Origin of the sequence: Maribacter vaceletii, assembly GCF_003634105.1 — a bacterium.
Lineage (GTDB): Bacteria > Bacteroidota > Bacteroidia > Flavobacteriales > Flavobacteriaceae > Maribacter_B > Maribacter_B vaceletii.
Window position 1 is genome coordinate 572772 of record NZ_RBIQ01000008.1, and the last position, 26432, is coordinate 599203.

Sequence of the window (26432 nt, forward strand, 5' to 3'; positions counted from 1 at the left end):
TGTGTTATCAAGTAATTTTAATTACTTAACTTCTTCGAAGTCTACGTCTTCTACATTATCTCCTTCTTCTCCGCCTGTAGCTCCAGCAGCATCACCTTCAGGAGCAGCTCCTCCTCCTTGTTGTGCTTCTGCTTGTGCTTTGTACATTTCTTCAGAGGCACCTTTCCAAGCTTCATTTATTTTCTCTAAAGCTGGTGTAATAACCGCTAAATCTTTAGATTCATAAGCTTTCTTAAGCTCTTCTAAAGCTTCTTCTACTGGCTTCTTATTAGCATCAGAAATCTTATCTCCAAATTCAGATAATTGCTTTTCTGTTTGGAAAATCATTCCGTCTGCTTCATTTAATTTATCTGCAGTTTCCTTAGCAGCTTTATCCGCTTCAGCATTTGCCTCAGCTTCCGCTTTCATTTTTGCAATTTCTTCTTCTGTTAATCCAGAAGAAGCTTCTATACGAATATCCTGCGTTTTATTTGTTGCTTTATCTGTTGCAGATACTTTTATTATACCATTAGCATCAATATCAAAAGTAACTTCAATTTGTGGTGTTCCTCTTTGCGCTGGTGGAATACCATCTAAATGGAAACGGCCTATTGTCTTGTTATCTCCTGCCATTGGACGCTCTCCTTGTAGAACATGAATTTCTACAGAAGGCTGGTTATCCGCAGCAGTTGAGAATACTTGCGATTTTTTAGTAGGGATAGTAGTGTTTGCTTCTATTAATTTAGTCATTACACTTCCCATTGTTTCTATACCTAGAGATAATGGTGTAACATCTAATAATAATACATCTTTAACATCACCAGTTAAAACACCACCTTGAATAGCTGCACCTACTGCAACAACCTCATCTGGGTTAACTCCTTTTGATGGTTTTTTTCCAAAGAATTTTTCTACTGCTTCTTGTACTGCTGGTATTCTTGTAGAACCACCAACTAAGATAATTTCATCTATATCGCTCTTAGATAGTCCTGCATTTTTTAATGCTGTTGCACAAGGCTCTATTGTTCTTTTTACTAAATCATCTATTAACTGATTAAATTTAGCTAATGTAAGCGTACGTACTAAGTGCTTAGGTCCTGAAGCTGTTGCTGTAACATATGGTAAATTAATTTCTGTTTGCGCGGAAGAAGATAATTCTATCTTCGCTTTCTCTGCAGCTTCACGTAAACGTTGTAATGCCATAGCATCTTCACGTAAATCCATATTTTCATCAGCCTTAAACTCCTCAGCTAACCAGTCTATAATTTTTTGATCTACGTCATCACCACCTAAGTGTGTATCCCCATCTGTAGCTAGTACTTCAAAAACACCGTCTCCTAATTCTAAGATAGAAACATCATGTGTACCACCACCAAAATCAAAAACTACTATTTTCTGATCTGTATCTTTCTTATCCATACCGTATGCTAAAGAAGCAGAGGTTGGTTCATTAATAATACGCTCTACAGTTAAACCTGCAATTTCACCAGCTTCTTTTGTTGCTTGTCTTTGCGCATCGTTAAAATATGCTGGAACTGTAATTACAGCTCTAGACACATCTTGTCCTAAATAATCTTCCGCAGTTTTCTTCATTTTTTGAAGAATCATAGCAGAAAGTTCTTGAGGAGAATACAAACGACCGTTAATATCTACTCTTGGAGTATCATTATCTCCTTTTACCACTTTATAAGGAACTCTACCAGCCTCTTTACTAGATTCTGAGAATTTATTCCCCATAAAACGTTTTATAGAGTATATAGTGTTGTGTGGATTAGTTACTGCTTGTCTTTTTGCAGGATCCCCTACTTTAATTTCACCACCTTCTACAAAAGCGATTACAGATGGTGTTGTTCTTTTTCCTTCGGCATTTGGGATTACAACAGGCTCATTACCTTCCATTACAGAAACACAAGAGTTGGTTGTTCCTAAATCTATACCTATAATTTTGCTCATTATATATGTTTTAAATTATTAGTGCAATTTTTTATATCGATTTGTAAACGACAAACAATATGCCAAGCAAAAAAAACTGACAGGTTGTCATTTTTACACTAATAAGCATGAACAATGAGTAGCAAGAACCCCATTAGTACTGCCATTACAACTATATTTACCCTACCCCCATAAATTAATTATGACAGTTTTATACGTATTACTACAATTTTAAATTTCTTTGTTATGTATCTTTTAATGTGAGTATTTCTTTCCACTGTGTTGTGTAACGCGGACTCCGCTCTTCTTTTATAAGCTCCCACTCTTTTACCCGTGTACCTACTAAAGCCGAAGACACTTTTAATTTTCCAAACTTAACATTTAGCTCATCTACCACCTTTGTAAGGGTCTTTTTAGATTCCGTTGGTATTTTAAATAGATTTCCTTGCACATATTCTTCTGGAGTAATACCAAGAAGGTTTACCCCTACTTTCTTATACTTATACCCTTCCTTATATATAAGATGTAATGCTTTTTTAGCTTCGGTTACTAATATAAAAGTATCATTCGTTGGCATTGCTAATTTTACGGTAATACTGTTGGAATACTGTTTATCCTTTGTGCTAAAAAAATTGGTTACTAAAAAAATATGTATAGCACTCGCACAAGAATTTTGTGCTCGTAAAACCTCTGCAACCTCTCCTACATAATAAGAGCATGCTTCTTCTATTATATCTAAACTCTCTAATTTTTTACCAAAAGATTTTGCCGTACCTATTGCCTTTTTCTTTTTAGGCTCTGTAATAAACTCCATTACAGACTCTCCTCGCAACTCTCTCCAAGTACGCTCCCCTACTACGGTCATTTCTTTACGAACCCATGCCATAGGCAACTGTGTAAAATCATAAGCTGTTGCTACCCCTATAGCTATAACACGCTCACTATGTTTTTTACCAATACCCCATACACCTGTAACAGGGCTCCATTTTAAGGCTTTTACCCTATCATCATCAGAATTTATGACACATACATGATTTTTATTTGGAATTTTTTTTGACATTTTATTAGCCAACTTAGACAACACTTTTGTTTTTGCTATACCTACACCTACTGGTAAACCTGTTAATCTATATATTGTATTTTTTATTTGATGCCCAAAGGCTTCTAATTCTTCATGAGGAACGGTACTTAAATCTATAAAAGACTCATCTATACTATAAACTTCTACTTTAGAAGAAAATGTTTTTAATATATTAACTACGCGTTGCGACATTTCTCCATACAACGTATAATTAGACGAAAAAAAGACTACATTATTAGCTATAAGTTGTTTTTTAATTTTAAAAACAGGCTCAAACATTGGAATATCTGCTAAAGCCTTCGCCTCTTTATTTGCTGCAATAACACAACCATCGTTATTACTTAAAACCACTACAGGCCTACCTACTAAATCTGGCCTAAAAACCAATTCACAAGACGCATAGAAACTATTACAATCTACCAGTGCTATCATTTACAAGCATGTATTATATATGTAATAACACCCCAAAGTGTAAATTCTTTTTCTTTAGCTTCTAATTCAATTTTAATAACTTTAAACTCCCCATCTATAACCACCATTGCTAAGCTATTTTTTTTTGGATAAAAGGAACGGTCTATAATTAAAACATCATTCTTAAAAATTGTAAACTCTTGTAACGCATTACTGTCTATACGTACATAAAAAGTAGCATCATTATTCGTAATTAATTCTTGTTCTAAACTTATCTTAGGCTCCATATAGTGCGTAGCCGGACTAGGAAAGCCTGTTTGTTTAGATACTTCGGGCATGTGTTGCCTTTCTAGCTTTTTAACTTTGCCATGAGAGAATGTTTCCATAGTGTAAAAATATGGATATATTCCAAAAATAAGTAAAAAATCCATATAAATAATTATCAACAAATGTGAAATTAGTCTGTATATTTACCCGTTGAGTTGTATTTATAACAAAATGAATTATGGAGTCAATAAGTACTTTTGATATGCTTAAAATAGGGATTGGGCCATCTAGCTCCCATACTCTTGGCCCTTGGCGTGCAGCAGAAAAATGGATAAAAGAATTAAAAGAAACAACTATTTTTTCTCAAGTAACTACCATAAAAGTATACATCTATGGTTCTTTATCCTTAACAGGAAAAGGGCATGCCACAGATTACGCCTTAATGCTTGGGCTATCTGGACAGGATCCAGAATTTATACCCATTCCCAACATTGCAACTATTGTCTCTAAAATAAAAGAAGAAAAGCAGATTGAGTTTAATGGAGAAGTAACACTCCCATTTACTCCTGAAACAGATATTATTTTTGAAAGAAATTTTTTGCCGTTCCACGCCAATGGTATGACGTTTGAAGCATACTTACATTCTGGTAAAAAAACTAAAGCTACCTACTACTCTATTGGCGGAGGCTTTGTTGTTAAAGAGGAACTAAAAAAAGCTAAAAAAAATATTGAAATATTTAAACAATTTCCTTTCCCCATAACTACAGGTACAGAATTATTAAACTTTTGCAATAACGAAAATAAAAGTATCTCAGAAATTGTCTTAGAAAATGAAAAATCCCTTAATACAAGGGAACATATAGACAAAGAATTACATCGTATTTGGGATACTATGCTAGAATGCCTGTATACCGGATGCCATACCGAAGGGAAACTACCTGGCGGACTTAATGTAACCCGTAGAGCCTATGACATACACAATACTCTAAAAGGAGAATTACCATATACAACACCACAAGAGTGGTTGGAAACCATTAGACATACTGAAGTAAAATTTAGGCAAATTCTAAAATGGGTTAGCTGTTTTGCCTTAGCAGTGAACGAAGTTAACGCTTCTCTAGGAAGAGTAGTTACAGCCCCTACCAATGGTAGTGCAGGTGTTATTCCTGCGGTTTTAATGTATTATATGGTAATAGAAAATCACCAAGCAAACTTTAAACACATAAAGCAATTTTTACTTGTTGCTGGAGAAATAGGTAGTATTTTTAAGAAAGGGGCTACTATTTCTGCTGCCATGGGTGGTTGCCAAGCAGAAATTGGCGTTTCCTCTGCAATGGCTGCAGGTGCGTTAACAGAACTATTAGGAGGTACTCCTGAGCAAGTACTTATGGCTGCAGAAATTGCCATGGAACACCATTTAGGATTAACCTGCGACCCAATTGGCGGATTGGTACAAATACCATGTATTGAACGCAACTCTATGGGAGCAATAAAAGCTATTAATGCCGCAGAACTTGCTCTTAGTTCCAAACCAGAAGAAGCAAAAGTCCCCTTAGACAAAGTCGTTAATACCATGTGGGAAACAGCTAAAGATATGAGCTCTAAATATAAGGAAACCTCTGAGGGTGGTTTGGCTGTAGGTGTATATTTAAGTGATTGTTAAAATAATTCTTTTAATTCCTTTTTATTAATCTTAAACAATAGATTATTCTCTACACCCTTTTATTCTTCGAGTATCAATAAGGTATATAATTTTCCATTGCTCCTCTTCTTTATAAAGTTGAAAAGAATTTACTCCACAATGATGAAATTTATTTTGGAACCAAAATTCGTAAGGCACCCATACATTAGCCATAGCTCCATCTACTTTTATTTCAAAAGAAAGTAGTTTTTCTTTAAAAAGTATACTATCAGGAATGCTAACTATAGAAGTAATTAATTCCTTAAAATTCTCCGTTTTTATTCTTGTTTCCCCTTCCCTATTTTTTCCAATAGTTTGAAGAATAACATCTAACGTAACTAAACGCTTCATTTTAATAGAATCTTGTGCATGGAACGCTTCAAAAAAATCTAAAACAGTTTGTTTTATCTTTTCTTTTTCCAAATCTTGAGCATTCATATTAAGAAAAAACAGAAAGAGCAGAAGAAAGCTTATTTTTTTCATAACTTTTATGTTAAATAGTTATCATTAAAATTAAGTGAAATATTTCAATGACATTATATTCTATAGAATTGAACAAATCTCCTTATTTTTAACACACTTAAAAAAATACGAATGTCTACAGCAAAAAAAGAATATAAAAGAGTTACCGTAAAGTCCTTAGTGGACATGAAAAAAAATGGCGAAAAAATATCTATGCTTACCGCCTATGATTATTCTATGGCTAAAATTGTAGATGCTGCAAATGTAGACGTAATATTAGTAGGAGATTCTGCTAGTAATGTTATGGCTGGTCATGAAACAACTTTACCAATTACTCTAGACCAAATGATATACCATGCATCTTCAGTAATAAGAGCTATAGACAGGGCTCTTGTGGTTGTAGACTTACCTTTTGGAACCTACCAGAGTGATCCCAAAAAAGCGTTGCATTCTGCCATACGAATAATGAAAGAAAGTGGTGCTCACGCTGTAAAATTAGAAGGAGGAGAAGAAATTAAAGAATCTATTAAAAAAATACTAAATGCTGGTATTCCTGTTATGGGGCACTTAGGACTTACACCACAATCTATATATAAGTTTGGCACCTATACCGTACGAGCTAAAGAAGAAGAAGAAGCAGAGAAATTAATGAAAGACGCCAAAATGCTAGAAAAACTTGGCTGTTTTGGTGTTGTAGTAGAAAAAATACCTGCAGAATTAACAAAAGCTGTATCCGAAAGTATCTCTATACCTACTATTGGTATTGGTGGTGGAAAACATGCAGACGGACAAGTATTAGTTATTCATGATTTATTAGGAATGACGCATGAATTTAACCCTCGATTTTTACGTAGATACATGAATCTCTATGAAGAAATGAGTGCAGCCATATCTAATTATGTAGACGATGTAAAGAGTAGAGATTTCCCTAATGATGAGGAGCAATATTAATTTATGCAATTAACTAAATTAATAAAGAGAACTTTAATAATACTTGTAGTTATACTTAACATTGGGTGCGATCAAATTTCAAAAAATATAGTTCGTAAAAGTGTTATTCCAGAAGACTACATTCAAGTTTTAGGAGACAATTTTATCCTCACCAATGTGGAGAATACAGGCGCTATGCTAGGTTTTGGAGAAAACCTACCCCCTATTATTAAACGCATTATTTTACAAGGAATACCTGTTCTTGTATTATTAGTTTTACTTTACAGAACCTTACTAAAAACACATTTAAATACGATACTTGCAGTAGCTTTTGCTTTTGTTATTGGAGGAGGAATTGGAAACCTTATAGACCGTATATTATACAATTCTGTCACCGATTTTTTTCTTATAAAATTTAGTTTTATTAAAACAGGAATTTTTAACATGGCCGATGTTTCTGTTACCGTAGGTGCTCTATTAATTATATTTATTACCATTCGTTACAAAAACATAGAAATTTAGTGGCTTCAAAAATACGTTCTAACGCTAATAATTTACAAGTTCTATACGAGGACAATCATATTATTGCAATTAACAAAAGAGCAGGAGATATTGTTCAAGGAGATAAAACCGGAGACATACCTTTAAGCGAAGTTGTTAAACAATATATTAAAGTTAAATATAACAAACCTGGTAATGTTTATATAGGCGTAGCACATAGGCTAGACCGACCTACCTCTGGAATTGTAGTATTTGCAAGAACATCAAAAGCGCTACCAAGACTAAATAAATTATTTGCAGAAAAAGAAGCAAAAAAAACATATTGGGCAATTGTAAAAAACAAACCCGAGAAAGAAAAAGATACCTTAACTCACTGGTTAAAAAGAAATACCAAGCAGAATAAATCTTACGCTAATAAAAAAGAAATTACAGATAGTAAAAAAGCCATTCTTGATTATAGAGTAATAAAAAAATTAGATAATTTTTATGTACTAGAGATAGATTTAAAAACAGGAAGACACCACCAAATACGTTCCCAATTAACTTTTATTGGCTGTCCTATTAAAGGGGATTTAAAATATGGTTTTAACCGAAGTAATAAAGATGGTAGTATTCATCTTCACGCAAGAAAACTCTCTTTTATTCATCCTGTAAAAAAAGAAGCTATAACTATACTAGCTCCTCCTCCTAACGACCCAATTTGGAACGCTTCTTGTTAATTTTAGTACATTTAGTACTCTAATTAAAACACTATACCATGTTAAAGAACATTCTATACATTTCCATTTTTTTGATAATTTCCTCTTGTAGTAGCTACAACTCTATAGACTCTTTTTACAATGCTCATAAAAATGACAACCATGTTACTGCGGTTAGAGTTCCTCATTTTATGCTTTCTTTATTAAGTAACATATCTCCAGAAATGCAATCTTTAATTGGTAATACTAAAGATTTAAGATATATGCAATTTCCTAGTGAAACTGCAGAAAAAACAAACGTTCTAAACACACAAATGAACGGTATTACTGGAAATTCTTTTATTGAAGTATATAGAAAAAACGATAACTTAAAACGCAACGTAGTATCTATACGTGAAAAGAAAAATAGTGTAAAAGAAATTTTAATTTACAATAATAACAATGAAAATGGTTCTTTCTTATATTTTAATGGAAATTTTGACCCCGTTAAAGTTCGTGAAATGGCTAAAAACAATCAATTTGAAAGTCTTGGAAATAACCTTATCAATCAAATAAATTACTCCTCACCAGGAGTTAAACAAGAACAGTAATAAGTTTATTTTCTCTTAAAAGAACGGATACTTTCAATAACTACGGAACTTAATATAAGCGCCCCACCAACTACGGTTCGCCAACTTGGTATTTCCCCTAAAAACAAAATACCTAAAATGATTCCATAAACGGGTTGTATACTTCCTAAAATGCTGGCACTAGTAATACTAAAATTTTTAAAACTTTTTAAAAATAGTGTATGCCCTATAGCTGTTGTTAACAAGGCTAAAGTTAGCAATGGTTTCCATTGTTCAAATACAAGTGAAATATCAACAAAAAATAGAATTGGAGATAAAACTATTCCTGCAATAGCTACTTGATAAAACATTAGACCAGAACCATTATAACTACCTCCTTTTTTCTTTAAAAGAAGATTACGTAATGCATAAAAAAAGGCAGAAAGAATCCCTAAACCTATTGCTTTGGCATAACTACTTTCTATATCAATATTTGGAGCCAAATAATATACTCCAAATAGCACCAACAAAGCCAGTAATAAGTGTGCTTTTTCGAACTTAGTTTTCAAGATAAATGGCTCTAATAAAGCAGTAATAACTGGGTATGTAAATAAAGAAAGCATACCTATTGCTACATTAGAAAGCTGTAAAGCATAAAAATAGGTTACCCAATGTATACAAAGAAAAATACCACTTAAAAATATTAAAAACCTATCTTTTACATTTATAAATAAAGATACTTTTTTATACCTACAATATAAATATAATAGTAAACACGCTAATAACGCCCTTACCCCTATTGTCACCATAGGATTTAATGTTACGTATCTTCCTAAAGCACCTGAGGTACTTATTAATAACATTGCAAAATTAATCTCTAATAAATGCCTTATTTGTGGCTTATTTTTAAACTTACTCACAAATTAACGCTTTAAAGCCATAGCTTTTTCTCTAATAATTTGAGAAACTGGTTTGTCTTCTAAATGACTTTCTAACCAAGATATAATATCTAAATATAAAAATGCTCTTTTCTCATAAGGATGATCTTCATACTTCTTTAGTTCCGTATAAAGTTTTAAAAACTCATCTCTTAATTCATGAGGATAAATATTACCAAGGTTACGCAAGAACTTTATCATTTCTTTTTGCACTTCATGCATGTCGTTCATTTTTAACAAAAACTTATAGGTACTCTTTAATTGCACCTCTAAATGATAATCCATACCTGCCTCATAATGAGCAACTAAACTTAACACACGAGCAAAACACATAAGATCCTCTCGCATTTTTAAATTCTTATTTTCTATTATCTTTTTTAGGTATAGAATACAAGATTTATTATCTCCATTTCCAAAATACAAACATGCAATTTTATAATACAACACCATAACATGGTGTGCATCTATACGGTCTTGATGCTTATTAATACCATATTCAACAATCTTAACCAAATACAAACCTTTTTCAAAAGTACCCTCTAAAAAATGCTGATTTAATTTATTAGCATTTAAATACAAAAAAGCTAAAGAATTTATATTATCATTCTTAGGAAAACTCCTGGACTCCAAAATAGCTTCAAGTTTTTGCAAGGTTTGCTTAAATTGAGAACTATATTTTACGTAAAATAATGACTCTAATAAATAATGATTTCCTTTAATAAAAAAAACAGGATTTAAATAAATCATATCTTTATTTTCATAAAATAAATCTACCCACTTATTAGCATACTTATAGCAAGAAAGAAAATCTTGTATTAAAAAACTGTACCATAAGTGGGCTTTATACAGCCATAATTTTTCACGAAACCCTAAATCTTCTATTTTATATTTAGGCAAATGTTTTTCAAAATAATCCTGCACCATTTTATAGCTTTCATCGCTCTTAACATAGCCCACTTTAAGCATCATTCCATACAACTGCAAGGATAAATTTGAAAGTTTACTTGTCATTACATTATGGCCAGACAATTCTTTTGCCTGTATAGCTAATTCATTAGCTCTATCCGGAATACTTCTAGTTATATATTGGGTTTCTATAAGTTTTTCTAGCTCTACTATTTCATAAGCAATATTTTTCTCTTCATTCTCAATAGCAGTAGTTTTTACTTTATCTAAAATTTTAAGACTTTGTTTATACAGTCCTTTTTGATAAAGAATAGTAGCAAAATCTAACTGCTCTCTTATCTGAACCCTAATATTTTGGTTTACTGGATTTAAACGTAAACTCACTAAAATTTGCTTATAAAGGTGCGCTTTTAAATTAGATAGTTGTTCTTTCTTTACAATACCACTTTCTAAAATATTTTTCTCATTATAGAGCTTACTTTTGTCTAATAAATTAAATAAAGCCAAAAATTTGGCGTCAGAATTAACCCCTAACCTTCCAACATAGAGTTTAAACTGACGTTTCTCTGACTTAGAAAGGGACTTAACCAAAACGAACAAAGCATCTTTATGCACATTTGTCATCGTAAAAAAAATAGTTTATATGTTTGTTTATCAGTATTTTAACACCACTAAAAAGTGTATTAACATTGTAAATGTTTTTTATTAACTTAGTTATTTTAAGGTAATGGTCATATATTCGTAATGACTAGTTAAAACTACGCAAATATAATGAGCAAAGATAAAGTACAAATTTTTGATACCACTCTAAGAGATGGAGAACAAGTTCCAGGATGCAAATTGGATACGGAACAAAAGTTAGTAATTGCCGAAAGATTAGAGCTTTTAGGTGTTGATATTATTGAAGCTGGATTTCCTATATCTAGCCCTGGAGATTTTAGATCTGTAACAGAAATATCTAAGTTAGTTAAAAACGTTACTGTTTGTGGCTTAACAAGAGCTGTTAAAAAAGATATTGAAGTAGCTGCAGATGCTCTTAAGTATGCCAAAAGACCAAGAATACATACTGGTATTGGCACATCTGCTTCACATATTAAATATAAATTTAACTCTAACAAAGACGCTATTATTGAAAAAGCTGTTGCTGCTGTAAAATATGCTAAAACTTTTGTAGAAGATGTAGAGTTTTTTGCAGAAGACGCAGGAAGAACAGATAATGAGTTCTTAGCTAGAATTTGCGAAGAGTTAATAAAAGTTGGTGTAACTGTTTTAAATATTCCAGATACAACAGGCTATTGCTTACCAGAAGAATATGGAGCTAAAATAAAATACTTAAAAGAAAACGTCACAGGAATACACAAGGCTACACTTTCTTGTCACTGCCATAATGATTTAGGGCTTGCTACAGCAAATTCTATTGCTGGTGTTGCAAACGGAGCAAGACAAATAGAATGTACTATAAATGGTATTGGAGAGCGTGCTGGTAATACAGCATTAGAAGAGGTTGTTATGATTTTAAGACAACACCCAACTCTTGGCTTAGACACAAACATTAACAGTAAATTATTAAATAGTACTAGTTTAATGGTTTCCCAAAAAATGGGAATGATGGTGCAACCAAACAAAGCCATTGTAGGTGCTAATGCATTTGCACATAGTTCTGGAATACATCAAGATGGTGTAATAAAAAATAGAGAAACCTATGAAATTATAGACCCAGCAGATGTTGGAGTTAATGAATCTTCTATAATTTTAACCGCAAGAAGCGGACGTGCTGCTTTAGCCTACAGAGCTAAAATTGTAGGGTATGAACTTACTAAGATTCAACTAGATACTGTTTATCAAGAATTTTTAAAATACGCAGATACAAGAAAAGAAGTGGTTGATAATGACATTCATGAAATTATAGAAACTAGCGGTATTAACATTAAAGCGCTTAGCTAATGTATTTAAACATTGCTCTATTAGGTGGAGACGGTATTGGACCAGAAGTTCTGGCGCAATCTGTAAAATGCCTACAGGCAGTAGAGCATAGTTTTGGGCACACTTTTTCTTTTACAAAAGCAGACATAGGAGCTGTTGCAATGAAAAAAACAGGAGAGCCCTTACCAGAAAAAACGCTGAAAATTTGTAAAAACTCTGATGCAATTTTATTTGGAGCAATAGGTACTCCAGAATACGACCAAAACCCAACCTCTAAAGTTTGGCCAGAACAAGGTTTATTTAAATTAAGAAAAGAGCTAGATTTATTTGCAAATATTAGACCCGTTAAAGTTTTTCCTGCATTAGCAAAATTATCTCCATTAAATAGAGGAAATATATTAGATACCGACTTAGTTATCTATAGAGAACTAACTGGAGGAATCTATTTTGGCAAAAAAAAAGTTAGTAAAGACGGAGCAAAAGCATTAGATACCTGTGAGTACTCTGAAAAAGAAATTAGCAGAATTGCACACCTTGCCTTTAAAGCGGCAAAAAGCAGACAAAAAAAACTAACTTTAGTAGATAAAGCAAATGTATTAGAAACCTCTAGACTTTGGAGAAGAGTAGTTACAAATATTGCTAGTAGCTACCCAGAAGTAACCCTTAACTGCATGTTTATGGACCATGCAGCCGTTGAAATGATTTTACATCCAAATAAATTTGATGTAATCTTAACAGACAATATGTTTGGAGACATCTTATCTGACCAAGGTAGTGCTATTTCAGGATCTATTGGCTTACTACCATCTTCCTCTGTAGGCTTAGGACATGCAATGTTTGAACCCATTCACGGCTCTTACCCACAAGCAAAAGGCAAAAACATAGCTAACCCTGTAGCATCTATATTAAGTGTTGCAATGCTATTACAACACTTTGACTTAATAGAAGAAGCAAATGCAGTAATATCTGCAGTTTTAAAGTCTTTTGCTAAGAAAATTGTTACCCCAGATGTATTAGGAAGTAGTAAATATGGAACAGACTATGTTGGAGATTTTATTGCAAATAATATTAATGATGATAACGATGACGACCTTAATATTAATGATGAAAATATAGGTTTAGGAAAATCTACAATTATCTAAATCCAAAACAAATAAATACATTCTCATAAAAATTAAAATTGAATAGGATTCCTTATTGAATGTCTTATTCCATTGTTTTATCTTTACCAGCTTTAAACACAACTAATGAATATTTCTTACAACTGGTTAAAACAGTTTATTAAAATAGATTGGGATTCCCAAAAAACTGCAGAATTACTAACAGACCTTGGCTTAGAAGTAGAAGGCGTTTCTTCTTTTGAATCTCTAAAAGGCGGTTTATCTGGAGTTGTAGTAGGCCATGTACTTACATGCGAAAAACATAGCAATGCAGATAAACTTAAAGTTACTACAGTAGATATTGGAAAAGAGTCCCCTATTCAAATAGTTTGTGGAGCTCCTAATGTAGCTGTAGGGCAAAAAGTTCCTGTCGCAACAATAGGAACCATTCTTTACACTAAAGAAGATGAAAGCTGGACAATTAAAAAAGGAAAAATAAGAGGAGAAGAAAGTCATGGGATGATATGCGCCGAAGATGAACTAGGCCTTGGAGAAAGCCATGATGGAATTATGGTTTTATCTGATAAATTAATTCCAGGAACCCCTTGTTCTGAAATCTTTGATATTGAAAACGATGAGGTATTTGAAATAGGACTAACTCCAAACAGAGCAGATGCTATGAGCCACTTTGGAGTTGCAAGAGACCTAAAAGCAGGACTTAAACAAAAAGAAGTCGCTATAGAATTAATTACACCTCCCGTAAGTAATTTTAACGTAGATAACCGTTCTTTAAAGTTTGATATAACAGTAGAAAACAATGAACTAGCCCCAAGGTATGCAGGTGTAACCATGAGCAATTTATTGGTACAATCGTCTCCAGATTGGTTAAAGAACAGACTAAATGCAATTGGAATAACTCCTAAGAATAATTTAGTAGATGCTACTAACTATGTTTTACATGAACTTGGACAACCATTACATGCCTTTGATGCTGCTAAGATAAAAGGAAATAAAATAGTTGTAAAAACACTTCCAAAAGGGACAAAATTTACCACTTTGGATGGCGTAGAAAGAGAATTACACGAAGAAGATTTAATGATTTGTGATGCCGATAAACCAATGTGTATTGCTGGAGTTTTTGGTGGAGTACATTCTGGAGTATCTGAAAATACAACTTCTATATTTCTAGAAAGTGCATACTTTAACCCAGTTTCTGTTAGAAAAACAGCAAAAAGACATGGCTTAAATACAGATGCCTCATTTAGATTTGAAAGAGGCATTGATATTGAAAATGTAGAATATAGCTTAAAAAGAGCTGCTCTTTTAATAAAGGAAATTGCTGGAGGAGAAATAACATCTGATATTATAGATTTTTATCCTAACAAAGCAAAAGATTTTGAAGTCTTCTTACCATTTAACAAAGTACACCAACTAATAGGACAAGAAATACCTATAGATACCATAAAATCTATCTTGACATCATTAGACATTAAGGTAATGAGTGTTACAGAAGCTGGTTTAGGATTGGTAGTTCCTTCCTATAGAGTAGATGTACAAAGACCCGTTGATGTAATTGAAGAAATTTTAAGAGTTTACGGGTACAACAATATTAATTTTACTCAAAAACTTAATGCATCTATTGCTGCTACTAGTAAGTTTGATGACCATAAAATACAAAATTCAATAGGCAACCTATTAGCATCTAAAGGCTTTTATGAAATAATGACCAATAGTCTTATTTCTCCTGAATACATTTCTATTTCTAAAGAGTTATCTGAAGATAATTCTATAAAAATAATAAATCCCTTGAGTACAGATTTATCCATAATGAGACAATCTCCTTTGTTTTCTTCTTTAGAAGTTGCCTCTTATAACATTAATCGTAAAAAAACTAATTTACAGTTATTTGAATTTGGAAAAACATACGCTTATAAAAATGAAAAAAGAATTGAAAATAAATATTTAAGCCTATTAATAAGCGGCAATAAAAAGAATCAAAATTGGGTAGAAGAAACTAAACAAACAGATTTCTTTTTTATAAAGTCTATTGTTAAAAATATTTTAGACCGTTTAGGTCTTGAAAATGTAAACGAAAAACCTATTGATAATACAGATTTTTCTGAAGGGTTATCTATAGAATATAAGCGTAATTCAATAGTAGAGTTTGGAGTTATACAAAAAGTAATAGCTAAAAAATTTGATATAAAACAAGATATTTTATTCGCAAACTTTAATTGGGATGCCATTTTAAAACTAGCGGCTAACACTAGAATAACTTATAAAGAAATACCAAAATTTCCGGAAGTAAAAAGAGATTTTGCTTTACTATTAGATAACAAAGTAACTTTTAAGGAAATACGTGATATAGCATTACAAACAGAAAAGAAACTACTTAAAAACGTAACTCTGTTTGACGTTTATGTTGGAAAAAAGTTAGCTGAAAATAAAAAATCTTACGCTGTAAGTTTTACACTTCAAGACAATAAAAATACATTAACAGATAAACAGATTGATAAAATCATGAACAAACTAAAGTATAAGTTTGAAAATGATTTAGGAGCTGAACTTAGGTAGACTTATATTTTATTTGGCAAAAAAACACTATCAATTTCATGGATAACACCATTACATTGATTAGCATCTGCATTCGTTATTTTTGCAGTATTACCAAACTCATCTGTTAAAACAATGTCTATTCCATTCATTTTTGCTATTAACTTGTTACCCAATATTGTAGTAAAAGAGGCTATGCCGTTACCTCTACACATAGCTTTTAGTATTTTAGATGCGGTTAAATTACCTGCCACTATATGGTGTGTTAAGAGAGAATATACTTCTTTTTTATGAGTGGGGTCTAATAAAAAATCTATATCTGTTGCCGTACTAAACGCGATATTAGAAGGTGCAAAAACGGTAAATGGCCCATCAAAATTAAGAATTTCTTCCAAGTCTGCTGCTTTTATAACAGCCATTAAGGTGGAATGTTTTTTTGATGACCCAGTATTCTTACTTATAGAATACTCTGGGTTCATTTGTAATGCTTTATTTTTTTTTGCTGGGGTAGTTACGGTTTGCGCAATACACAATGTAGGGATTAATAGCAATACCGCTATTAATAGGGAAACTTTGTTACTCATAAGTATTCTCTGTGTGGGGTTGGCTATATCGACGTCTAATCGATAAATAGCTCATTTTCACCGACAAGATACAAACTTAGTGAGCATATCCAAAAAAAATGCCATAATTTTATGCATAAAATTATGGCATTTTTTATATAATAGTAGTAATATTTAGTGCACTATAATATCATACGGAATACCTGGTAAATCTATATTGTCCAAAAACTCCAAATCTGGTACAGGTTTTATACGAAGTATACCTCCCAAATCTTGATTTCCAGATTTTTTATACCCAATTAATAAAATATTGTTCTGCTCATCATAACTTACCGCTGTGGTCTTTTCTATCTCATATTCCACTTCTAATTGTGCTGGAGTTAAAAAATTCTCGTAAATATATAATGTTGCTAAATTATTTTTTAAATCATAAACGGCAGGTATACTAGAAGTAGCCAAGTCTTCTGCTGGCATACTGTAATACAACTTATCTTCCGAATCTAAATCATGTAAAGCTGTATCCGCAAATTTAGGCTCCGTACCTATACCATATCTTGTATAACTAACAGCTAAGGTTTCTTTATTTAATACCGTATGCAATTCATCATATCCAAAAATAATATCTCCGTTACTATCTTTAAATATTTTCTTTACATCGTACCCCAATCCTTGTGTATTAATAACTTTAAAATTCATATTATCAACTACAATGACCTCATTTTCATTTGTAATACCCACATCCAACGATAAAACGAATAGCCTATCATTCGAAAAAGTCATATTCATTGGCTTCTTAGACAGCTCTAATTCTAGAAAAGTAAATTCTGTAGCATTTCTATCTACCTTTCTAATTACATATTTTTTAGGAGATGTAGTTTCTGTTATTTCATAAGCAATAAAAAAAGAAGAGTTTGTATTAATAATAGACAAAACATTTAATTCGCAATCTAAAATATCGGGAAAAATAGTTAGTAGTTGCTCTTCTTCATTTAGAAAATCATAATACACAATTTCACCATCACAATCTGAAGTTTTTTTATAAAAGGAATACGCCTTATCATCATCATATTTAATAACAGATGTAGAAATTGCATTAAAAGTACTTTCTTTTGAACTTTTAGATATAAAAGTTGCGTCTGCATTTAGCAATGTTGCAGACAATGAATTATTCGCATCCAATAACACTGTATACGAAGTTGCAACATTCGGTTCTTTTTTAGATTCTTGTTCGTCAGGGGAAGACTTACTGCAGCCTAATATAATAAATGCAAGAAGTCCCCATAAGTAGGTATAGGTTTTCATGACAATAAAATTTGGGGTCTAATAAGTAACTAATTACTCAGCATACATTTTAGCTCGCTGTTCTTTTATAGTCTTATCAGACATATATTCATCAAACGTTAAATAACGGTCAATGTTGCCTTTTGGAGTTAATTCTATTACCCTATCTGCAACGGTTTGCGCAAATTCATGATCGTGTGTTGTAAACAAAACTGTTCCTTTAAAGTTCTTTAAAGAATTATTAAATGCAGTAATACTCTCTAAATCTAGGTGATTTGTAGGTTCATCTAACATAACTACGTTTGCGCGTAACATCATCATTCTACTTAACATACAACGTACTTTTTCTCCTCCTGAAAGTACGGTACATTTTTTTAAAGCCTCTTCTCCACTAAATAGCATTTTACCTAAGAAACCTCTAATAAACACCTCTTCTCTTTCCTCTTCTGTTTTTGCCCATTGGCGCAACCAATCTACCAAACTTACATTTTGATTAAAGAAAGAAGAGTTATCTGCAGGAAGATAAGACTGGTTTGTTGTAACTCCCCATTGAAATTCACCACTATCTGCTTTCTTATTATTATTTATGATTTCATAAAATGCAGTGGTAGCTCTAGAATCTTTTGAGAATATTGCAACTTTATCTCCTTTTGCTAAATTTATATTTACATCTTTAAATAATAAATCTCCGTCTTCAGATGTAGCCGATAAACCCTCTATATTTAAAATTTGGTCTCCCGCTTCACGTTCTCTTTCAAAAATTATTGCAGGATATCTTCTACTAGAAGGTTTTATATCTTCAACCTTTAACTTAGAAAGCATTTTCTTTCTAGAGGTAGCTTGCTTACTTTTTGCAACGTTTGCGCTAAAACGCATAATAAACTCTTGCAACTCTTTTGCTTTTTCTTCAGATTTCTTATTCTGCTGTGCTCTTTGTCTTGCCGCTAATTGGCTACTCTCATACCAGAATGTATAATTACCAGAATATAAGTTCATTTTACCAAAATCTATATCACCTATATGGGTACAAACCGTATCTAAAAAGTGTCTATCATGCGAAACAACAATTACGGTATTTTCATAATCTGCAAGGAAATTTTCTAGCCAGTTTATGGTTTCAAAATCTAAATCATTGGTAGGCTCATCCATTATTAGTACATCTGGAGAACCAAATAAAGCTTGCGCCAATAACACTCTTACTTTTAATTTAGGGTCCATCTCTGCCATTAAAGTAAAATGTAAATCTGCCTGAATACCTAGATTAGATAATAATGCCGCAGCACTACTGTCTGCGTTCCAACCATTCATTTCTTCAAATTGTACCTGCAACTCCCCTATTCTATCCGCATTTTCATCTGTATAATCTGCGTAAAGAGCATCAATTTCTTTTTTTATTTTAAAAAGAGGCTTGTTACCCATAACAACAGCTTCTAGAACTGTAAAATCATCCGAAGCATTATGGTTCTGCTCTAAGATTGACATGCGTTTTCCTGGCTCTAAATGCACATGTCCAGAGGTTGGATCTATTTGCCCAGATAATATCTTTAGAAATGTAGATTTTCCTGCTCCATTTGCTCCAATTACACCATAACAATTTCCTTGAGTAAAAGCTACATTTACTTCATCAAACAACACTCTTTTTCCAAACTGTACAGATAAATTAGATACCGATAACATAATTCTTTCTTTTAAATTTCGTGCAAAAATAGAGAAATTTATCCCCTAAAACCAATATTCTTGCTCCACATATTAAATAATACATTAACGTTGCTTTAATTTTTTTTAACTCGCTATTAACAGGCTAAAGTCTATGTGTTTCTTATTTTTGAGTGTTATATTGTAACTATTTCATATGAATAGAAATTTACTTTATTGTTTTATTTTATTAATAGCAAGTTGTAATACAGTAGAAAAAGGTTCCCCAAGTGTTTTTTTTGCAGGAGAAATCGTTAACCCTACTAGTAAATATGTAGTCTTACAAAAAGGTGAAGAAGTAATAGACTCTGCCCTATTAGACACAAATAACAGATTTTCTTTCTCTTTTGACTCTATACCAATGGGTCTTTATCATTTTAAACACGCTCCAGAATACCAATATGTTTATTTAGAACCGGGTGATAGTTTAATGGTACGATTAAATACCGTAGATTTTGATGAATCTCTTGTATTTTCTGGAAAAGGAGAAGATGTTAATAATTTTCTATTAGATGTTTTTTTAGGAAATGAGAAAGAAGAACAAATTGTTCGTAAAAATTATAATGCATTAGAGTCTGAAGATTTTAAACAAAAAATAAATACTTTAAGAGAAAAAAGAATAAATGCTTTAAATACACTGAATGATGAAGGTGGTTTATCTACTAATGCTTATACTATTGCAGAAGCAAGCATAAATTATGCCTACTATAATTATAACGAAAGATACCCTTTTGAGCACAGAAAACACGCCAAAGACAAAAAAATAGCGAAACTTTCTGATGATTTTTATGACTATAGAAAAAATATTTCCTTTAATAATAAACAATTAAACTACTTAAGGCCATATTATGATTTTATGCGCTCTCATTTTGGTAATTTGTCTTATATGACTTGTTCTCACAAATGCATAATTAAAAATCAGAAAGTAAAAAACAATTTTCATTTTAATAAACATAAGCTAAATCTTATTGACAGTTTAGTAGTAGAAAAAGAACTTAAAGACAATCTTTTTAGAAATGTTGCTTTTGATTATTTACTTAAATCAAATGATATAGAAAAAAACAATGAAGCCTTTATAGAAGAGTTTCATAGACTTTCTGGAAGTAATAGGCATATTAAAGAAATAGACGATTTGTATCTTGGAATTAAAAATATACAACCTAATAATAAAATACCTAATATAATTGTAAACAATATTTCTGGAGATAAAATATCATTACAAGAAATAGCAAAAAATAAAAAAGTTGTATTTTATTTCTGGTCAGAAACAGATAAAAGACATTACAGTAATATTTTTAAAAGAATAGAGCATTTAAAAACTTCAAAACCCAATTATACTTATATAGGTATAAATTTTAAAACTAGTTTAGATAGCTGGAAAACTATACTAAATACAAATCAATTAGAAGCAAAAAACCAATATACTACTGATGATTTTGAAGAACTTACCAAATCATTAATAGTATACCCTCTAAACAAGTGCATAATAACTAAAGATGCAACTATAGTTAATGCTTTTGCAAGTATTTATGGGAAAATTTAAAGCTTAGAATGTCTTAAAAGAATTTTTTCATAAACTTTACTTGGCAATAATTTTTTAAGTTTAATAGAAAATTTTTGCAAAAAAGACCCAACTTTATAATGCACTCTAGGTTTTGGAGTATTTATTATTTTTAAAACAGCTTTGGCTACCATAATAGGGTCTCCACCGCTATCCACATCAGCATCAATAGCCTCTAAAGTTTGACTATATGGTTTTTTATAGGGAGAATTTTCCAAAATTGGAGAATGGTAACGACCAGCGGCAATATTTGTCGCAAAATCTCCTGGAGCCAAACTTGTAATCTGGACACCAAAATCTTTAGTCTCCATACGTAATGTTTCTGTAACAATATTTAAAGCTCCTTTAGTTGCAGAGTAAATGCCTCTATATGGCAAACCCATATAACCAGCTATAGATGTAATATTTATTATTAAACCACTATTTTGTTCTCTCATGTAGGGTAAAACACCTTTTATAACATTAATAGGACCATTAAAATTTGTGCTAAAAGCATTCAGAATTTCTTCGGTAGGTGTTTCTTCTATCGCTCCAGTAATTCCGACCCCTGCATTATTAATTACAACATCTATACTACCTTCTTTTTCTATAACCTTTCTAAAAGCGTTAGTAATACTTTCTGTATCTCTAACATCCAATTGTAATAAATTAAAATCTTTAAAGTCAGGATATTTATGAACATTTCTTGTAGTTCCATATACAACATACCCTTTTTGGACTAAATAACAACCAATAGAGTTTCCTATACCAGAAGAACCGCCTGTAATTAAAACTACTTTCCTATTCATAGAGTACAAAATAACAAATAAATTAAAGGAAATTACACATAAAAAAGGAAGAAACTTTAGTGTACAAAAAAAGGCAAGCTACCTACATCGCACCGCTACAACCTAATACCCTTGCTGCGTTCCCACCCTGGGGGATTCAAAGGGAGCTGGTCGTGTAGGACTTGCCGGCTGCAAATATACAACCTTTTAAAACTTTCACAATCCTTTTAGTTTCTAATTTTTATGAATTAACTTGCTCCTACATTAAAAAATAATGTATTAAACTTAATATGCATTAATCATCTTTATTCTTAAAACAATGTAACCTCATGAATATCATTAAGTTATTTATTTTTTCTCTTACTATTTTGTTATGTATAAACTGTGGAGGAAGTAACCCTGCAGCAAGTTCTTTATTTGAAATTGGTCTAGAAGAAAATAAAAAAGAATTTACTCCCAACCAAAAAGTAGCAGTAAGTATTATTAATAAAAAAGAAAAGGATATTAATAAAGTAGTCTATTTTTTAGATAACACACCTTTAAAAATTATAGATGATAAACTTGAGATAAAAACTATTACTCTTGGCAATAAAACAATAACAGCAAAAATAACTTACGAGGATACTACAGTAGAAATACATAAAAAGATAAAAGTTCTTTCTCCTACAGCCCCTGAAATATACACCTATGAAATTATTAATGAATATCCTCATGACATAGAAGCATATACGCAAGGATTAGAATTTTATAAAGATACATTGTATGAAAGTACAGGAAGAAGAGGTTTTTCTTCCTTAAGAAAAGTAGATTATAAAACAGGGAATATTCTTAAAAAAATAGATTTAGATAAAACTTATTTTGGAGAGGGCATTACTATATTAAATGATAAAATATACCAACTTACCTGGCAAAATAAAACTGGTTTTATTTATGATGTAAACTCTCTTAAAAAAACAGGAAGTTTTCAATACGGAGAAAGTAAAGAAGGCTGGGGTTTATGTAATGATGGTACTAAAATATTTAAAAGTGATGGTACAGAAAAAATATGGTTTTTAAACGCTACTACATTAATTGAAGAAGACCATATAGAAACGGTAACTAATAAATCTATCTTTAATAAAGCAAATGAATTGGAGTATGTTAACGGTAAATTATATGCTAATGTGTACCAAAAACCAAGTATTATGATTATTGATGCAACAAGTGGTTCCATTGAAGGTGTAATAAATTTTAGTGGTTTAAAGAATAAAGTCACTAAACATGATACTATTGATGTGTTAAACGGTATTGCATACCACCCAACAAGAGAAACATTTTTTGTTACTGGTAAAAATTGGGATAAACTTTTTGAAGTTAAAATACTTAAAAAGTAATGTCATTTAAAAAAACATTAACCGTTGCCGTTCATGATTTAGATGACTTAGACCATGTAAACAATGTTAGATACGTACAGTGGATACAAGATATTTCTAAAGAACACTGGAAAGCAAAAGCCCCTAAACATTTACAGGAGCTATATATTTGGGTAGTACTAACTCACAACATTGCTTATAAAAAACCGGCACAATTAGGAGATAAAATAATAGTAAAAACACATATTTCTGAAAGTAAAGGCGCTGTATCTATTAGAATAGTAGAAATGTACAATGCTAAAACAAATACCTTATTATTACGTTCCAGTACAGAGTGGTGTTTATTAAATGCAAAAACTCATAAGCCTATGAGAATATCTGAAGAACTAAAAAATGTTTTTACAAAATCTAAAAATATAGAGGCATAATAGTACTTAATATGCGATTATATACTTCTCTTATACTACTAATGCTACTAATTATTTTTGGCTCCTCATGTCGAAAAGATTTTGAGTACGGACCAAGTTCTGGTAACCTAGCGTTTTCTAAAGACACTGTTTACCTAGATACCGTATTTACAAACATAAGTAGCAGCACATACTCTTTAAAAGTGTACAACACTACAAGAGATGATGTAAACATACCTTCCATACAGTTAAAAGAAGGAAACAATAGTGGGTACAGATTAAATGTAGACGGACAAGAAGGAAAAGCTTTTAAAAACATACCGTTATTTGCCCAAGACAGTCTTTATATTTTTATAGAAATTACACAAGATATTTCTAAAACACAACAAAGTAATTGGGTATATACAGATGTTTTACAGTTTGACTCCGGTAAGGACCTTCAAGAAATACCGCTAGTTACCTTAATTAAAGATGCTGTATTTTTAGCCCCCACCATTTTAGAAAATAGTTTAAAAGAACAAGTTTATCTGGGAAAGGATGCTAATGAGAAAAATATTTTTGTTGACGGACTAACTTTTTCAGATGAGCAATTACATTTTACAAACACTATTCCATATGTAATATATGGTTATGCATCTGTTCCAGAAGGTAAACAACTAATTATAGATGCCGGTAGTAGAATACATTTTCATAAAAATTCTGGCTTGGTTGTTCAAAAAAATGCTTCAATACAAATAAACGGCATCCCTAGCGGGGATAAAGAAGTTAAAGAAGGGGAAGTTATTTTTGAAGGAGATAGATTAGAACCTGAACTAGCAAATATAGCCGGACAATGGGGTTCTATAATACTTAATCAAGGTAGTATTAACAATATCATAAACCACACAACCATTAAAAATGCAACCACAGGGATCCTCTTTAACGGAGAAATAACTAACCCTAACAGTACTTTACAAATTAACAACTCCCAGATATATAATAGTGCTAACATTAATTTATGGCTAAAAAAAGCCAAAGTAACTTCTAAAAACGTGGTTATTGGCGGCGCCGGAAACATAGGCCTATATTGTAATCTAGGAGGCAATTATTCCTTTACACACGCAACAATAGCAAATTATTGGCTAAATGGTTTTAGAGAAGGCTCTGCTCTTAAAATAGATAATACAACAGAATTAAGTGCTGTTTTTAATAACTGCATAATAGATGGTAATAAAAAAAATGAATTAGTATTAGAAAAAAATAACGGTAGTAGTTTTAATTTTTTATTTAACCATTGTATGATAACATCAGATATAAATAATAATACTACAAACTCTATATTTAACTTTAATAACACAAATTATTACAATACTGTATTTCTAAATAAAGACAGCTCTTTTGAAGATGCTTTTAATAATATTTTTAATATAAATGAATCTTCTTTTGCTATTAATATAGGGGATTTAGAAAGTGCCACAAATGCTCCTGTAGATATTCAAAACACAGACCGCTCTTCTGCTCCTGACCTTGGTGCTTATGAATATTTTGAAGAAAACAAATGATTTGTAATTAAAATTTGTAGGTTTTTTCTTTCATTTTTGTTGTATTTTCTTAATTTAGCTAAAGAACCTTATTTTTTATAAGGTTTTACTAAGTTAGTTTGTTAGTATCAATCCTTAATTTGCATACAAACCTAAAAGATTTTGCAATATAAATATGCCATATTAGATTCTGATGCAACTTCCAATTTGCAACTACAGCATTACATGGAAGACTATGGTGATTTCTCTTGCACAACAATCTCAAAAAATAAAGAAGAAGGTCTAAAAAGTATTCTAAAATTCTCCCCAGATGTAGTCATTATTAATTTAAATGAACTAGCAGAATCTTATTTTAATATGATTACAGAACTACATCAATATGTAGACAAACTTCCAATTTTCATAGGAATCTCAAAAACTAAAGAACACGCTTACGACGCAATAAAAAATAATTTTTATGATTATTGGCTACAACCATATAGTGAGTATGAAATTTTAAAATCTCTTCTTAAATTAAAAAAGAGACTGCCAAAAAAAAATACTCCTCAAACTATATGTTTAAAATCTTATCGTGATTTTCAGTATATAGATACAGACAATATTTTGTATTTAAAAGCAGACAATAATGCTACCGATTTTCATATGAATGATGGCTCTATAAATAATGCCTACAAAACATTAAAAACATTTGAAAACCAATTACCTCCAAATTTTGTACGCATACATCAAAGTTATATAGTTAACACAAATTATGTATCTAGAATAAATTACGGAAAATCTATTTGTGCATTAAAGCTCACTAAAGCCCCACTACCTTTCTCCAAATCGTACAGATTAAATGTAGATGAGCTTAAAAAAATTCTTTCTAGAAACACTATTTCTTCCTCTCTAAATTAATTTCACATTTTAGTAAAAAAAAATCTTTTTTAACTAAAAAAGTAAAAATATTGCAATATTATTTGTGATAATTTGTTTTTACTTCATATACTTGCATGCTTTTTTTACTCCCCTTTTTATACTTTTTTTTAAAAAAATTACCCCCTCTTTACTTAATTATTTAAATACTCGTAAAACTGGATCAAATACTCACAGAACTAAGACGTTTACTAGTATTCTATTTATTCTAAATTTTTCCCCTCTACTATTTTCTAGATTAGCCTAAGAAAATAAGTATAACCTGAAAACAATTTAGAAAATGAAAAAAGTAGCAAGTATTTTAGCAGTAGCGTTATTTACATTAGGAATGTTCGCTGCAGCAATTAACACAATAGCACCAGATTTCTCTGACATTACCACTGCTGTAGCTGGTGATGGAGATTATACAGAAAGAGATGAAAGAGACGGATAGTATTTAATAAAAAAATGCCTTAAATTTT

Annotated in this window: 24 protein-coding genes and 1 other RNA gene; 14 read left to right on the forward strand and 11 right to left on the reverse strand. The window is 31.3% G+C overall.

Annotated features, from left to right (window positions below; translation table 11 throughout):
* Nucleotides 1-21: 21 nt before the first annotated feature.
* The 3 genes from dnaK to CLV91_RS10090 form a co-directional block, all read right to left on the reverse strand.
* Nucleotides 22-1932 (reverse strand): molecular chaperone DnaK, encoded by a 1911-nt coding sequence (gene dnaK, locus CLV91_RS10080; protein ID WP_121067306.1) that lies wholly within the window; start codon nt 1930-1932, stop codon nt 22-24.
* Between the two features lie 223 nt (nt 1933-2155).
* Nucleotides 2156-3424, reverse strand: coding sequence for a Y-family DNA polymerase (locus tag CLV91_RS10085; protein ID WP_121067309.1), 1269 nt, complete (start codon nt 3422-3424; stop codon nt 2156-2158).
* Nucleotides 3421-3834: a S24 family peptidase gene (locus CLV91_RS10090; RefSeq protein WP_245987172.1), complete on the reverse strand. Its 414-nt coding sequence runs from the start codon at nt 3832-3834 to the stop codon at nt 3421-3423. The genes CLV91_RS10085 and CLV91_RS10090 overlap by 4 nt, the downstream gene beginning before the upstream one ends.
* A gap of 74 nt (nt 3835-3908) precedes the next feature.
* On the opposite strand from CLV91_RS10090, the gene CLV91_RS10095 reads away from it, so the two are divergent.
* Nucleotides 3909-5333 (forward strand): L-serine ammonia-lyase, encoded by a 1425-nt coding sequence (locus tag CLV91_RS10095; protein ID WP_121067312.1) that lies wholly within the window; start codon nt 3909-3911, stop codon nt 5331-5333.
* Between the two features lie 42 nt (nt 5334-5375).
* Here CLV91_RS10095 and CLV91_RS10100 read toward each other — a convergent pair whose 3' ends face one another.
* A complete protein-coding gene (locus tag CLV91_RS10100) occupies nt 5376-5834 on the reverse strand; it encodes a nuclear transport factor 2 family protein (protein ID WP_121067315.1) in 459 nt (152 codons plus the stop codon).
* A gap of 111 nt (nt 5835-5945) precedes the next feature.
* On the opposite strand from CLV91_RS10100, the gene panB reads away from it, so the two are divergent.
* The 4 genes from panB to CLV91_RS10120 are packed head-to-tail and all read left to right on the forward strand — an operon-like array spanning nt 5946 to nt 8532.
* Nucleotides 5946-6764 (forward strand): 3-methyl-2-oxobutanoate hydroxymethyltransferase, encoded by an 819-nt coding sequence (gene panB / locus CLV91_RS10105; RefSeq protein WP_121067318.1) that lies wholly within the window; start codon nt 5946-5948, stop codon nt 6762-6764.
* Nucleotides 6765-6767: 3 nt separating this feature from the next.
* Nucleotides 6768-7265 (forward strand): signal peptidase II, encoded by a 498-nt coding sequence (gene lspA, locus CLV91_RS10110; RefSeq protein ID WP_121067321.1) that lies wholly within the window; start codon nt 6768-6770, stop codon nt 7263-7265.
* A complete protein-coding gene (locus tag CLV91_RS10115) occupies nt 7265-7963 on the forward strand; it encodes an RluA family pseudouridine synthase (RefSeq protein WP_121067324.1) in 699 nt (232 codons plus the stop codon). Before lspA ends, CLV91_RS10115 begins: the two co-directional genes overlap by 1 nt.
* A gap of 38 nt (nt 7964-8001) precedes the next feature.
* A complete protein-coding gene (locus CLV91_RS10120) occupies nt 8002-8532 on the forward strand; it encodes a DUF4252 domain-containing protein (RefSeq protein WP_121067327.1) in 531 nt (176 codons plus the stop codon).
* A 5-nt stretch (nt 8533-8537) separates the two neighbouring features.
* Here CLV91_RS10120 and CLV91_RS10125 read toward each other — a convergent pair whose 3' ends face one another.
* Nucleotides 8538-9410 carry a DMT family transporter gene (locus CLV91_RS10125; RefSeq protein ID WP_317124772.1) on the reverse strand — a complete coding sequence of 291 codons (873 nt, stop codon included), beginning with the start codon at nt 9408-9410 and terminating at the stop codon, nt 8538-8540.
* Between the two features lie 3 nt (nt 9411-9413).
* A complete protein-coding gene (locus CLV91_RS10130; protein WP_121067333.1) occupies nt 9414-10958 on the reverse strand; it encodes a hypothetical protein in 1545 nt (514 codons plus the stop codon).
* A 147-nt stretch (nt 10959-11105) separates the two neighbouring features.
* Between CLV91_RS10130 and CLV91_RS10135 the strand changes: the two genes are divergently transcribed.
* The 3 genes from CLV91_RS10135 to pheT all read left to right on the forward strand — a co-directional run bounded on the left by CLV91_RS10135 (nt 11106) and on the right by pheT (nt 15931).
* The gene (locus CLV91_RS10135; RefSeq protein WP_121067336.1) at nt 11106-12278 is read left to right on the forward strand and encodes a 2-isopropylmalate synthase; all 1173 of its coding nucleotides are present in this window, start codon (nt 11106-11108) and stop codon (nt 12276-12278) included.
* Nucleotides 12278-13399, forward strand: a complete 1122-nt coding sequence (leuB, locus tag CLV91_RS10140; RefSeq protein ID WP_121067339.1) for a 3-isopropylmalate dehydrogenase — start codon at nt 12278-12280, stop codon at nt 13397-13399. The genes CLV91_RS10135 and leuB overlap by 1 nt, the downstream gene beginning before the upstream one ends.
* Before the next feature lie 105 nt (nt 13400-13504).
* Nucleotides 13505-15931, forward strand: coding sequence for a phenylalanine--tRNA ligase subunit beta (gene pheT, locus CLV91_RS10145; protein WP_121067342.1), 2427 nt, complete (start codon nt 13505-13507; stop codon nt 15929-15931).
* Nucleotides 15932-15933: 2 nt separating this feature from the next.
* Here the strand turns inward: pheT and CLV91_RS10150 are convergent, their stop codons facing one another.
* The 3 genes from CLV91_RS10150 to CLV91_RS10160 form a co-directional block, all read right to left on the reverse strand.
* On the reverse strand, nt 15934-16494 hold the full coding sequence (locus CLV91_RS10150; RefSeq protein WP_121067345.1) for a fasciclin domain-containing protein: 561 nt from the start codon (nt 16492-16494) through the stop codon (nt 15934-15936).
* Nucleotides 16495-16647: 153 nt separating this feature from the next.
* On the reverse strand, nt 16648-17775 hold the full coding sequence (locus tag CLV91_RS10155; protein ID WP_121067348.1) for a hypothetical protein: 1128 nt from the start codon (nt 17773-17775) through the stop codon (nt 16648-16650).
* A gap of 33 nt (nt 17776-17808) precedes the next feature.
* A complete protein-coding gene (locus CLV91_RS10160) occupies nt 17809-19431 on the reverse strand; it encodes an ABC-F family ATP-binding cassette domain-containing protein (protein ID WP_121067351.1) in 1623 nt (540 codons plus the stop codon).
* 175 nt (nt 19432-19606) lie between these two features.
* On the opposite strand from CLV91_RS10160, the gene CLV91_RS10165 reads away from it, so the two are divergent.
* Entirely contained in the window at nt 19607-20992 is a 1386-nt protein-coding gene (locus tag CLV91_RS10165) for a transaldolase (protein ID WP_121067354.1), read from the forward strand.
* Here CLV91_RS10165 and CLV91_RS10170 read toward each other — a convergent pair.
* Both CLV91_RS10170 and ffs read right to left on the reverse strand, forming a co-directional pair.
* Entirely contained in the window at nt 20989-21798 is an 810-nt protein-coding gene (locus CLV91_RS10170) for an SDR family oxidoreductase (RefSeq protein ID WP_121067357.1), read from the reverse strand. The two genes, CLV91_RS10165 and CLV91_RS10170, sit on opposite strands and share 4 nt — an antisense overlap.
* 68 nt (nt 21799-21866) lie before the next feature.
* Nucleotides 21867-21965, reverse strand: an RNA gene (gene ffs, locus CLV91_RS10175) — signal recognition particle sRNA small type.
* Between the two features lie 141 nt (nt 21966-22106).
* On the opposite strand from ffs, the gene CLV91_RS10180 reads away from it, so the two are divergent.
* The 5 genes from CLV91_RS10180 to CLV91_RS16870 all read left to right on the forward strand — a co-directional run bounded on the left by CLV91_RS10180 (nt 22107) and on the right by CLV91_RS16870 (nt 26404).
* On the forward strand, nt 22107-23150 hold the full coding sequence (locus CLV91_RS10180; RefSeq protein WP_121067360.1) for a glutaminyl-peptide cyclotransferase: 1044 nt from the start codon (nt 22107-22109) through the stop codon (nt 23148-23150).
* Entirely contained in the window at nt 23150-23557 is a 408-nt protein-coding gene (locus CLV91_RS10185; RefSeq protein WP_121067363.1) for an acyl-CoA thioesterase, read from the forward strand. Before CLV91_RS10180 ends, CLV91_RS10185 begins: the two co-directional genes overlap by 1 nt.
* Nucleotides 23558-23568: 11 nt before the next feature.
* Nucleotides 23569-25077 (forward strand): hypothetical protein, encoded by a 1509-nt coding sequence (locus CLV91_RS10190; protein ID WP_121067366.1) that lies wholly within the window; start codon nt 23569-23571, stop codon nt 25075-25077.
* Between the two features lie 141 nt (nt 25078-25218).
* Nucleotides 25219-25953 (forward strand): LytR/AlgR family response regulator transcription factor, encoded by a 735-nt coding sequence (locus tag CLV91_RS10195; protein WP_121067369.1) that lies wholly within the window; start codon nt 25219-25221, stop codon nt 25951-25953.
* A 298-nt stretch (nt 25954-26251) separates the two neighbouring features.
* Complete coding sequence (locus CLV91_RS16870; protein WP_170146736.1) at nt 26252-26404, forward strand: hypothetical protein; 153 nt, start codon at nt 26252-26254, stop codon at nt 26402-26404.
* Nucleotides 26405-26432 lie beyond the last annotated feature (28 nt).

What these genes read in the sequence shown, in the direction of transcription:
- dnaK (WP_121067306.1), bottom strand. Translation starts at nt 1,932, where the DNA reads ATGAGCAAAATTATAGGTATAGATTTAGGAACAACCAACTCTTGTGTT.
- CLV91_RS10085 (WP_121067309.1), bottom strand. Translation starts at nt 3,424, where the DNA reads ATGATAGCACTGGTAGATTGTAATAGTTTCTATGCGTCTTGTGAATTG.
- CLV91_RS10090 (WP_245987172.1), bottom strand. Translation starts at nt 3,834, where the DNA reads ATGGATTTTTTACTTATTTTTGGAATATATCCATATTTTTACACTATG.
- CLV91_RS10095 (WP_121067312.1), top strand. Translation starts at nt 3,909, where the DNA reads ATGGAGTCAATAAGTACTTTTGATATGCTTAAAATAGGGATTGGGCCA.
- CLV91_RS10100 (WP_121067315.1), bottom strand. Translation starts at nt 5,834, where the DNA reads ATGAAAAAAATAAGCTTTCTTCTGCTCTTTCTGTTTTTTCTTAATATG.
- panB (WP_121067318.1), top strand. Translation starts at nt 5,946, where the DNA reads ATGTCTACAGCAAAAAAAGAATATAAAAGAGTTACCGTAAAGTCCTTA.
- lspA (WP_121067321.1), top strand. Translation starts at nt 6,768, where the DNA reads ATGCAATTAACTAAATTAATAAAGAGAACTTTAATAATACTTGTAGTT.
- CLV91_RS10120 (WP_121067327.1), top strand. Translation starts at nt 8,002, where the DNA reads ATGTTAAAGAACATTCTATACATTTCCATTTTTTTGATAATTTCCTCT.
- CLV91_RS10130 (WP_121067333.1), bottom strand. Translation starts at nt 10,958, where the DNA reads ATGACAAATGTGCATAAAGATGCTTTGTTCGTTTTGGTTAAGTCCCTT.
- CLV91_RS10135 (WP_121067336.1), top strand. Translation starts at nt 11,106, where the DNA reads ATGAGCAAAGATAAAGTACAAATTTTTGATACCACTCTAAGAGATGGA.
- leuB (WP_121067339.1), top strand. Translation starts at nt 12,278, where the DNA reads ATGTATTTAAACATTGCTCTATTAGGTGGAGACGGTATTGGACCAGAA.
- pheT (WP_121067342.1), top strand. Translation starts at nt 13,505, where the DNA reads ATGAATATTTCTTACAACTGGTTAAAACAGTTTATTAAAATAGATTGG.
- CLV91_RS10150 (WP_121067345.1), bottom strand. Translation starts at nt 16,494, where the DNA reads ATGAGTAACAAAGTTTCCCTATTAATAGCGGTATTGCTATTAATCCCT.
- CLV91_RS10155 (WP_121067348.1), bottom strand. Translation starts at nt 17,775, where the DNA reads ATGAAAACCTATACCTACTTATGGGGACTTCTTGCATTTATTATATTA.
- CLV91_RS10160 (WP_121067351.1), bottom strand. Translation starts at nt 19,431, where the DNA reads ATGTTATCGGTATCTAATTTATCTGTACAGTTTGGAAAAAGAGTGTTG.
- CLV91_RS10165 (WP_121067354.1), top strand. Translation starts at nt 19,607, where the DNA reads ATGAATAGAAATTTACTTTATTGTTTTATTTTATTAATAGCAAGTTGT.
- CLV91_RS10170 (WP_121067357.1), bottom strand. Translation starts at nt 21,798, where the DNA reads ATGAATAGGAAAGTAGTTTTAATTACAGGCGGTTCTTCTGGTATAGGA.
- CLV91_RS10180 (WP_121067360.1), top strand. Translation starts at nt 22,107, where the DNA reads ATGAATATCATTAAGTTATTTATTTTTTCTCTTACTATTTTGTTATGT.
- CLV91_RS10185 (WP_121067363.1), top strand. Translation starts at nt 23,150, where the DNA reads ATGTCATTTAAAAAAACATTAACCGTTGCCGTTCATGATTTAGATGAC.
- CLV91_RS10190 (WP_121067366.1), top strand. Translation starts at nt 23,569, where the DNA reads ATGCGATTATATACTTCTCTTATACTACTAATGCTACTAATTATTTTT.
- CLV91_RS16870 (WP_170146736.1), top strand. Translation starts at nt 26,252, where the DNA reads ATGAAAAAAGTAGCAAGTATTTTAGCAGTAGCGTTATTTACATTAGGA.